Raw genomic sequence first — 8,891 nt, 5'->3', positions numbered from 1 at the left:
GTGGACGATTTCCTCGTACGGACGCCGGGGAATGGTCCGCGCGCTCACGTCGCCGAACTGCCCGGCGTCGTCGGCCGCGTGTCCGAGCAGCGCCAGTCCGATCGGAATGTAATCCTCCGGGATGCTCAGCAGTTCGCGCAGCAGGTCGATGTTCACGCCCACGAATCCCGCGGCGACGCCCTCGTTGACCGCGGCCATCAGCAGCAGCTGCATTGCGGCGCCCGCGTCGGTGTACCAGTACGGCACCGACCACAGCAGCTCGTCGTCGAAGTCCTCGACGACCTTCATCTTGTCGGACTTGCGGTAGCGCGCCCGGTATATCTCGGGGCTGACGCAGATCACGACGTGCGTCGGCGCCTGGGCGATGAAGTTGTGGTGCCCTGATATGGCGAAGATCTCGTCCGCCGGCGCGGCGATCTTCAGCCGCATCTCCCGATCGGTCACCACGACGAACTCGACACCCTGGCTGAATCCGGCGCTCGGTCCCCGGCGCGCGACGTCCAGGATGCGCCGGACGGTCTCGGGGTCGACCGGCTCGTCCGAGAAGGAGCGGACCATCTTGCGTCGGCGCACGACATCCTTGAATTCCACGCCTGCCCACCTTCTCCAGCGGTGTCGGAGTACCCGAACAAAGGTGTACCCGGACAAGGTAGCAGTCCAGCGTGCGATGCCCGGCGGGCCGAAAGCAGGCCTGCCGGGCATCACACGCGCGTCCCAAGCGTCTGAGCTCTGATTTGTCCGAGTCGGTCAGGCGCCGGGTCAGACCACCCGCGGCAGCACCGGAAATATCGGCACTGTCAGGCTGGTCACCGGCATCGACGCGTGGAGCCCGTCGAGCGGCTCGGCGTTTCAGCAGGCCGTGGCCGCGATGGTTCCGGTGATGAGCCACTGCTGACGATCTGCCGGCGGCTGTAAGTTTCCGGGCCTGCTCGCCGGTGCGCTGTGCCGTGTTCCGGGATCCGTTCGACTGCTTGACGTCGCGCCGCGCGTGATCAATTCTCCCGATTCGACCGGGGCGTCCCCGGTAGAGCCGTGATCCAGACTCGTAGGGAGAGCAACGGTCTCATGCAACGACGACCATTGATAAAGCGCTGGATGCTTGCCGCCGCGCTGCCGGCCGCGGCCGTCCTCGGCGCGCCGGCGGCGCAGGCCGGCGCCGCGACCGGAGCGGTCATCGCCTCGCACGCAGCCGCCGCGGTGAGTTCGAACGCGGTGACGGCCGCGACGGTGAGCGTGAACGTTTCACAGTCGCTCGCCACTGTTCCGGCGACGGCGATCGGCGGCAACGGATCCGTCTACGACGCGCAGCTGACCGACGCCGCGGTGCCCGGTCTGCTGAAGAACGCCGGGATCGGCCTCATCCGCTTCCCCGGCGGCACCGAGTCGGACGAGTACAACTGGAAGAACAACACCGACGTCCTGTCCGGCAAGGCTCAGGCCGTGAACTTCGACCAGTACGCCACGCTGCTGAGCCAGACCGGCGCGCAGGGCATGGTCACGGTCGACTACGGCACCGGCGACACGATCGGTGCGTCGCAGAGCCCTGTGGAGACCGGCGCGCAGGTGGCGGCGGACTGGGTCCGCTACGCCAACGTGACGCACAACTACGGCGTCAAGTACTGGGAGATCGGCAACGAGGTCTACGGCAACGGCACCTACGGTGCCAACTGGGAGCCGGACAAGCACTGCTCGACGAGTACGAACCCGACCGACTGCGGCCCCGCCGTCTACGCGCAGAACGTCAAGACGTATATCAGCGCGATGAAGGCGGTCGACCCGAGCATCGTGATCGGCGTGGTGCTGACCGCGCCGGGCAACTGGCCCGACGCGGTCACCAACAGCGCCAGCCCGCAGACGTGGAACCAGACGGTCCTGTCCGCCCTCGGCAACCAGATCGGCTTCGCCGACGTGCACTGGTACCCGCAGAACCCGAGCAGCGTCACACCGCCCGGACCCACCGACTCGGGGCTGCTCGGCGACACGTCGCAGATCCCGACGATGGTCTCCAGCCTGAAGTCGCTGCTGAGCCAGTACAGCGGCGGCGCCGGCGTCCCGATCATGGTGACCGAGACGAACTCGGTCTCGTCGAACCCCGGGAAGCAGACCCTCAGCATCGTCAATGCCCTGTATCTGAACCAGGACTACCTCGGCTGGCTGCAAAGCGGTGTGTCCAGCGTCGACTGGTGGCAGATCCACAACGGCATCGTGACCGGCGGCGACAACGGCAGCTCGCTCTACGGCACCGCCACCTACGGCGACTACGGCATCCTGTCCGACGGCTCGTGCGGCACGATCAACGGCGCGCAGGTTTGTGAACCGGCGGCGGACACGCCGTTCCCCGCGTACTACGGCACGCAGCTTCTCAGCACGTTCATCCACCCCGGCGACACGCTGGTGTCCGCCTCGTCCAGCCAGTCGCTGCTGCACTCCTACGCGGTCAAGGCGGCGGACGGCTCGCTGCGGGTCCTGCTCGTCAACGACGACCCGAGCAACAGCTACACCGCCGCCCTGAGCTACAGCGGATTCACCCCGGGCACCGGCACGCCGACCGTCGCCACGCTCGCGCCTCCCGGCACGTCGATCAGCACGGCGGCGGTCGGCAGCGCATCGTCGCAGACCATTGCGCCGTACAGCGCGGCGGTCGTCACGCTCCAGCCCGGCACGTCCGTGACGCCGCCCACGACGCCCGGCACGCCGACCGCGTCCGGCATCACGTCGAGCTCGGTCAACCTGGGCTGGACCGCGTCCACGAGCAGCACCGGCATCGCAGGGTACGACGTGGTGAGCGTGAACGGCACGACGGAGACCGTGGTGGCGTCGCCGACCACGAACTCCGCGACGATCAGCGGGCTGACTCCATCGACGAGCTACACGTTCGCGGTCTACGCGAAGGACACCGCGGGCAACCGCTCCGCGCGCTCCGGCACGGTCGCCGTGACCACGAGCGCGGCCGGTTCGTCCGGCGGATGCACGGTCACCTACACGCCGAACTCGTGGACCGGCGGCTTCACCGCGAACGTCACGATCGCGAACAACGGCACGTCGGGCTGGACCAGCTGGACGGTCAAGTGGTCGTTCCCCGGCGACCAGAAGATCACGAGCGCGTGGAACGCCCAGGTCACCCAGAGCGGCAGCGCGGTGACGGCCGTCAACATGGGCTACAACGGCAGCGTCCCGGTCGGCGGATCGACGACGTTCGGCTTCCAGGGCACCTGGTCGAGCAGCAACGCCTCGCCGACCGCCTTCACGGTGAACGGCGCCGCCTGCGGATGACGCGGCGGATGACGGCCGACTCGTGACAGTTCCCTGAGAGCAAACCAGGGGTCTGCGGCGCCCCGAACCGGCGGCGCCGCAGACCCCGACTATGATCGTCGCTGTCCAAGTTTGTCACCTTACTCCTTTTGTTGCTGTCTTGCTACGTTCTGTTATGTTGAAGTGCGATGGCTTTTCCCGCCTTCGACCATGGAGTTGAAACAGGTGGATCATCGAACTGAGCAAAGCGGCGGATCTCGCTCGCATCCCGTGAAGCTCGTCCTCGCGCTGGCCGCCATGCTGGCCGCGCTCCTGGTGCCCGCCCTGCCCGCGCACGCGGACACCGTCTCCGTCTTCGCTCCCGGCACCGCCTGGAACGACACGTCCGGCAACGCGTTGCAGATCCACGGCCTCGGCATCCTCAAGGTCGGCGGCACGTGGTACGCGTATGGCGAGAACAAGGCGGGGGAGACCTCGTCGAACACCTCGTTCCAGTCTGTCCCCTGCTACTCGTCCTCCGATCTCCAGCACTGGACGCTCCAGGGCAACGCGCTGAGCGTGCAGTCCAGCGGCGACCTCGGGCCGAACCGCATCGTCGAACGGCCCAAGGTGGTCTACGACTCGTCCACGGGCGAGTACGTGATGTGGATGCACATCGACAGTTCGAATTACTCCGAGGCGAGGGCAGGGGTTGCCGAGAGCACCACACCCTGCGGTCCATACACGTATCTCGGCGCGTCGCAGCCGCTCGGCTTCCAGAGCCGTGACATCGGCCTGTTCCAGGACACCGACGGCACGGCCTACCTGCTCACCGAGGACCGCGCCAACGGACTGCGCATCGACAAGCTCGCGTCGAACTATCTCAGTGTCGTGAGTGCCGGCTCGTCGAACGGCGGCAGCGTGGCGTTGTTCGCCGACTACGAGGCGCCCGCGCTGGTGAAGGCGAACGGCCGCTACTACGTCCTTGCCTCGCATCTGACCGGTTGGTCCACCAACGACGACGTATATGCGAGCTCGACGTCGCTGTCGAATGGCTGGACGTCGTTCCAGGACTTCGCACCCGGCGGCACACACACGTACAATACGCAGGTTGCGAACATCATCCAGGTTCAGGGCAGCTCCGGCACCGCGTACATCTACGCGGGCGACCGGTGGACGACGTCGAACCTCGGAACCTCGCCGCTGATCTGGCTGCCGCTGACGCTGGTCGGGACCGTCGCCAACGTCGGCTGGCAGAACTCCTGGTCGCTCGACGTGACCACCGGCGCGCCCGCCGCGCAGTCCTCCAACCCGACGTCAGGGTCCAACTACACGCTGACCAACGGTAAGAGTTCTTACCTGATGGACGTGAACGGTGCGTCGACCGCCAACGGCGGCACGATCATCCAGTGGCCGTCCACCGGGGGCTCCAACCAGAAGTGGACGCTCAAACACGTCTCCGGCACCGCGGACGTCTTCACGCTGACGAGCGTGAACAGCGGCCTGTGCCTGGACGTGCCGAACCAGTCCACGACCGAGGGCGTGCAACTCGACCAGTGGACCTGTAGCGGCGGCGCGAACCAGGAGTGGGCGCTGGATCCGGTCGGGTCCTACGCGACCTCGGGCGACTCCGTCTATCAGCTCACGAGCCTGGTGAGCGGCTTCACGGCGGAGGACGAAAGCAACTCGACGTCGCAGGGCTCACCGATCGACCAGTGGCCCAGCAACGGCGGCAGCAATCAGCAGTGGACGTTGAAGGCGTCTTAGTGTGTTGGTGTCTTAGTGTTGTGAAGACGTCTTGGCGTCGTTCTGACTCGGAGCGCCGGTGCCACTGGTTTCCACCGGCATCGGCGCTCCGGCGTCGTTTGCCGGCATTGGGGTTTCGGTACCTGCGCACTGTCCAACGGCGTCCAACCGTGGCCAGGATCGGCCTCGGACGGACCGTCCCGCGTCCACCATGGCGCCATGAGACGTCTTCGTATTCTGGCTGCCCTTCGCGGGTTCACCATCGCGGCAGCGCTGGGCCTTGGTGCCCTCACGGCCGCACCCGCGCACGCCGACACTCCGCTGCCCGCGCCCACCGGGCTCGAAGTCCTCCACGTGGCCGACACCACGGCCGACATGTACTGGAACGACGCTTGCTACTCGACGGGGGACACGGTCCAGCGCTACCTGAACGGGTCCTGGCAGACCTATGCGTCCGGGGCCGGCATGTGCGAGTACTTGCATCTGACGAATCTGACGCCTGGGACCACGTACACCTTTCGGGTGTACTCGAACGCCGTGCCAGACATCGGCTACTCGCAGAGCCCGCCGTCCGCTTCGGTGACGATCACGACGCTGTCCGGGCCGGACACCGTGCCGCCGACGAAGCCCGGCACGCTGCTGTTCAGCAACGTCACCACCACGATGGTGAGCGTCTACTGGCCGCAGTCCACTGACAACGTCCAGGTCACCGGCTACTACCTGCAAGAGCTGATCAACGGCGTCTGGACCACGATCCGCACCACCGACATGTCAGGCAACGACCAGGGCGTCACCGGCCTGTCGCCGGCCACGTCGTACACCTTCGGCGTGATCGCGTTCGACGCGCGCGGCAACCTCTCGCCACGCTCGGACCCCGGCACCGTCAGCACCCTGGCTCTCACCGCGGCACCCTCCTGCAAGGTGACTGTCCAGCAGTACGGGGGCGGCGCGTTCACGGTCAGCGTGACGATCGTCAACACGACCGCGGCCAACATCAGCGGCTGGTCGTTCGGCTTCTCGCTGGTCTCCACGGCGACCGTGAACAGCGTCTTCAACGGAGTGCTGACCCGCACCGGCGGTTCCGCCGCGATCACGCCCGCCTCGTACGACGGCACGATCGGGCAGGGCGGGCAGCTTTTCGTCGGTTTCACGGGTTCCGCAAGCCCGGCCGCGCCGCCGAGTGGCTTCACGTTCAACGGTTTGCCCTGCACAGGAGCATGAACACTGACGTAGTCGCACGGAGGTAACGTGCGCGGGGCGCACCCACCGCCCGCGCCCCGCGCACCCACCCGCCTGCGCGACTACTCTGCGGCGCATAGAGACCCATCCACTCGTCATCGGGCACCTGCGCGCCGACCCGGCCGAGGTGCGCACCGCCGCGGACCTCGCCCGGGTACTGCGCGAGCTGCGCCGTCGCCACGCCCGGCAGCTCGGCCGGGCCGAGGCCAGCTACCGGGAACTGGCCGAGGCGGCGGGCTGGTCGCACGGGATCATCGGGGAGTATCTGGCCGGAAGGGTCCTGCCGCCGACCGACCGGTTCGACGTGCTGGTGCGGCTGCTCGGCGCGACCCCCGCCGAGCTGGGCGTGCTGGCCACAGCCCGCGACCGAGTGGAGGAGGCGCGGCGCTTGGCCCGACGGGACGGGGGCGGGCACGCCGACGGCGCAACGCGGGATTCGGGGGGCGCCGGGGAGGGGCGCACGCGCAGCGCTCCCATCCCTCGGCAACTGCCGATGGACGTGTACGGATTCACCGGCCGGGCGCGGGAACTGGCCGTGTTGGACGCGTTGGCTTTCGCGCAGCCCGAGGAGCGGGCCCGCGCGGTGGTGGTCTCGGCGGTCTCGGGAACGGCCGGTGTCGGTAAGACAGCTTTGGCGGTGCACTGGGCGCACCGGGCCGCCGATCGCTTTCCGGATGGCCAGCTGTACCTCGATCTGCGCGGCTACGGTCCCGAGCCGCCGGTGGATCCGGCCGACGCGCTGGCCCGGCTGCTGCGCGGGCTCGGGGTGACCGGGCCGCAACTGCCCGCGGAGACCGCCGACCGGGCCGCGCTCTACCGCACCGTGCTGGCCGAGCGGCGGATACTCGTGCTGCTCGACAACGCGGCCACCGCGGAGCAGGCGCGCCCGCTGCTGCCTGGAGCACCTTCTTGCTTCGTGGTCGTGACCAGCCGGGACGACTTGGCCGGGCTGGTGGTGCGAGAGGGCGCTCGCCGCATCGGGTTGGACACGCTGACGGCAGATGAAGCGGTCATACTGCTGCGTACCCTGATCGGCTCGCGGCTGGACGGGGGTGCCGCACCGGTTGCCGAGGCCGAACTCACCGAGTTGGCCGAACGGTGCACCCGGCTGCCGCTGGCACTGCGGATAGCCGCCGAGCTGGCCTCGGCCAACCCCGGCCGCAGCCCGGCCGAACTGCTCGCCGGGCTGCGCGACGAGCAGCGGCGGCTGGACCTGCTCGACGCGGCGGGCGATCCGCGTACCGCCGTGCGGTCGGTGTTCTCCTGGTCTTATCAGTATCTTTCTGAAGCGGGGGCGCGCGCCTTCGCGCTCATCGGTTTGCATCCGAGCCGTGAGTTCGACGCCTACGCGTTGGCCGCGCTCGCCGATCTCGACCAGGAGCGTGCCAGTGCGCTGATATCTGAGCTCTGCCGTGCTCATCTGGCCGAACCAGCGGGAGAGGACGGCATTGCGACGCACGACCTGCTGCGCGTATACGCCGCCGAGCGCGCCGAGGAGACGTGCAGTGCCGAGGAGCGTCGCGCTGCTCTGTCACGGCTGTTCGAGCACTACGTCGGTACTGCGGCAGCCGCGATGGACACTCTCTTCCCGCACGAGCGGCGCAGCCGTCCCGACCCGGGGCCGCCGCGCACTGCGCGTCCGCCGGTCGGCGATCCGCGCGGCGCGGCGCACTGGCTTGAGCAGCGACGCGGCGCGTTGGTCGCGGCGGGTGTCTACGCGGGGCGGCACGGCTGGCCGGAACACTGCGTGAACCTCTCACGGGTGCTGTGGCGGGCATTCGAGGTCGGCGGTCACTATCAGGAGGCGCTCACACTCCACAGCTGCGCTGTGCAAGCGGCACCTGAAGGCAGCCAGGAGCACGCGGCCGTGCTCACGAACCTGGGCAGCATTCACTGGTGGCTCGGCGACCACCATGCGGCCCGCGCGCACTTCGAGCACGCGTTGGAGGGGCACCAGCGCACCGGCGACCGGGACGGCGAGGCGCGTGCGCTGGCCCGGCTCGGGCTGGTGCACGAGCGGCTTGGCGACTACCGGGCCGCCGCCGAGCACATGGGCCGGGCGCTGGAGAGCTACCGGGCGGGCGGGGACCGGCACGGCGAGGGCGCGCAGCTGATCAACCTAGGCGCGCTGCGCCGGCGGCTGGGTGACCGCGAGCAGGCGGCCCGGGGGTTGCGGCGAGCGGCCGAGATCTTCGTCGAACTCGGCGATCCGCGCCTGGAGGGCTACGCGCTGGGCAATCTGGCCGTGGTGGAGAGCGAGGCCGGACGGCACGCCGAGGCGCTGGCGTACCTGGAGCGAGCACTGGAGCTGTGCCGCCGGGCCGGGGACCGCGGGGCCGAGGGCAGCGCACTGAGCACGATCGGCGCCGTGCACGGCCGCACCGGCCACTTCGCGTCAGCCCTCGAATACCTGCACCGCGGTCTGGCCGTCAGCCGCGAGACCGGCGATCGCAGCCTGGAGACCGAGACGCTCAACTCGCTCGGCGAAACCCTGCTGGCGATGGAGCAACCCGGCTCGGCACTGACTCGGCACCGGGCCGCGCTGGACCTGGCCGAGCGCAACGGCGACCGCTTCGAACAGGCGCGAGCGCTGTGCGGTATCGCCGAGGCGCTGGACCGCTGCGGCCGCGCCGCCGACGGCCGCGAGTGCCGGGCCCGCGCGCGGGAGATCCGCC

Annotated in this window: 5 protein-coding genes; 4 read left to right on the top strand and 1 reads right to left on the bottom strand. The window is 69.0% G+C overall.

What is annotated here, in order from left to right; genetic code table 11:
- On the bottom strand, positions 1 to 591 hold a 591-nt coding region (locus tag VGS97_RS12275), incomplete at its 3' end, for a nitroreductase family protein (RefSeq protein ID WP_326853518.1).
- A gap of 474 nt (positions 592 to 1,065) precedes the next feature.
- On the opposite strand from VGS97_RS12275, the gene VGS97_RS12270 reads away from it, so the two are divergent.
- The 4 genes from VGS97_RS12270 to VGS97_RS12255 form a co-directional block, all read left to right on the top strand.
- Complete coding sequence (locus VGS97_RS12270) at positions 1,066 to 3,273, top strand: cellulose binding domain-containing protein (protein ID WP_326853517.1); 2,208 nt, start codon at positions 1,066 to 1,068, stop codon at positions 3,271 to 3,273.
- A gap of 249 nt (positions 3,274 to 3,522) precedes the next feature.
- A complete protein-coding gene (locus tag VGS97_RS12265; RefSeq protein WP_326853516.1) occupies positions 3,523 to 4,998 on the top strand; it encodes an RICIN domain-containing protein in 1,476 nt (491 codons plus the stop codon).
- A 198-nt stretch (positions 4,999 to 5,196) separates the two neighbouring features.
- Positions 5,197 to 6,198: a fibronectin type III domain-containing protein gene (locus tag VGS97_RS12260; RefSeq protein ID WP_326853515.1), complete on the top strand. Its 1,002-nt coding sequence runs from the start codon at positions 5,197 to 5,199 to the stop codon at positions 6,196 to 6,198.
- A 145-nt stretch (positions 6,199 to 6,343) separates the two neighbouring features.
- A partial coding sequence (locus VGS97_RS12255; protein WP_326853514.1) for an ATP-binding protein occupies positions 6,344 to 8,891 on the top strand: 2,548 nt, incomplete at its 3' end.

Origin of the sequence: Actinocrinis sp. (assembly GCF_035946395.1) — a bacterium.
In the GTDB taxonomy this organism is placed as follows: Bacteria; Actinomycetota; Actinomycetes; order Streptomycetales; family Catenulisporaceae; genus Actinocrinis.
This window is presented reverse-complemented; position numbering and strand designations above follow the sequence as displayed.

Coding starts and splice junctions, on each gene's coding strand:
- VGS97_RS12270 (WP_326853517.1), top strand. CDS start 1,066: ATGCAACGACGACCATTGATAAAGCGCTGGATGCTTGCCGCCGCGCTG.
- VGS97_RS12260 (WP_326853515.1), top strand. CDS start 5,197: ATGAGACGTCTTCGTATTCTGGCTGCCCTTCGCGGGTTCACCATCGCG.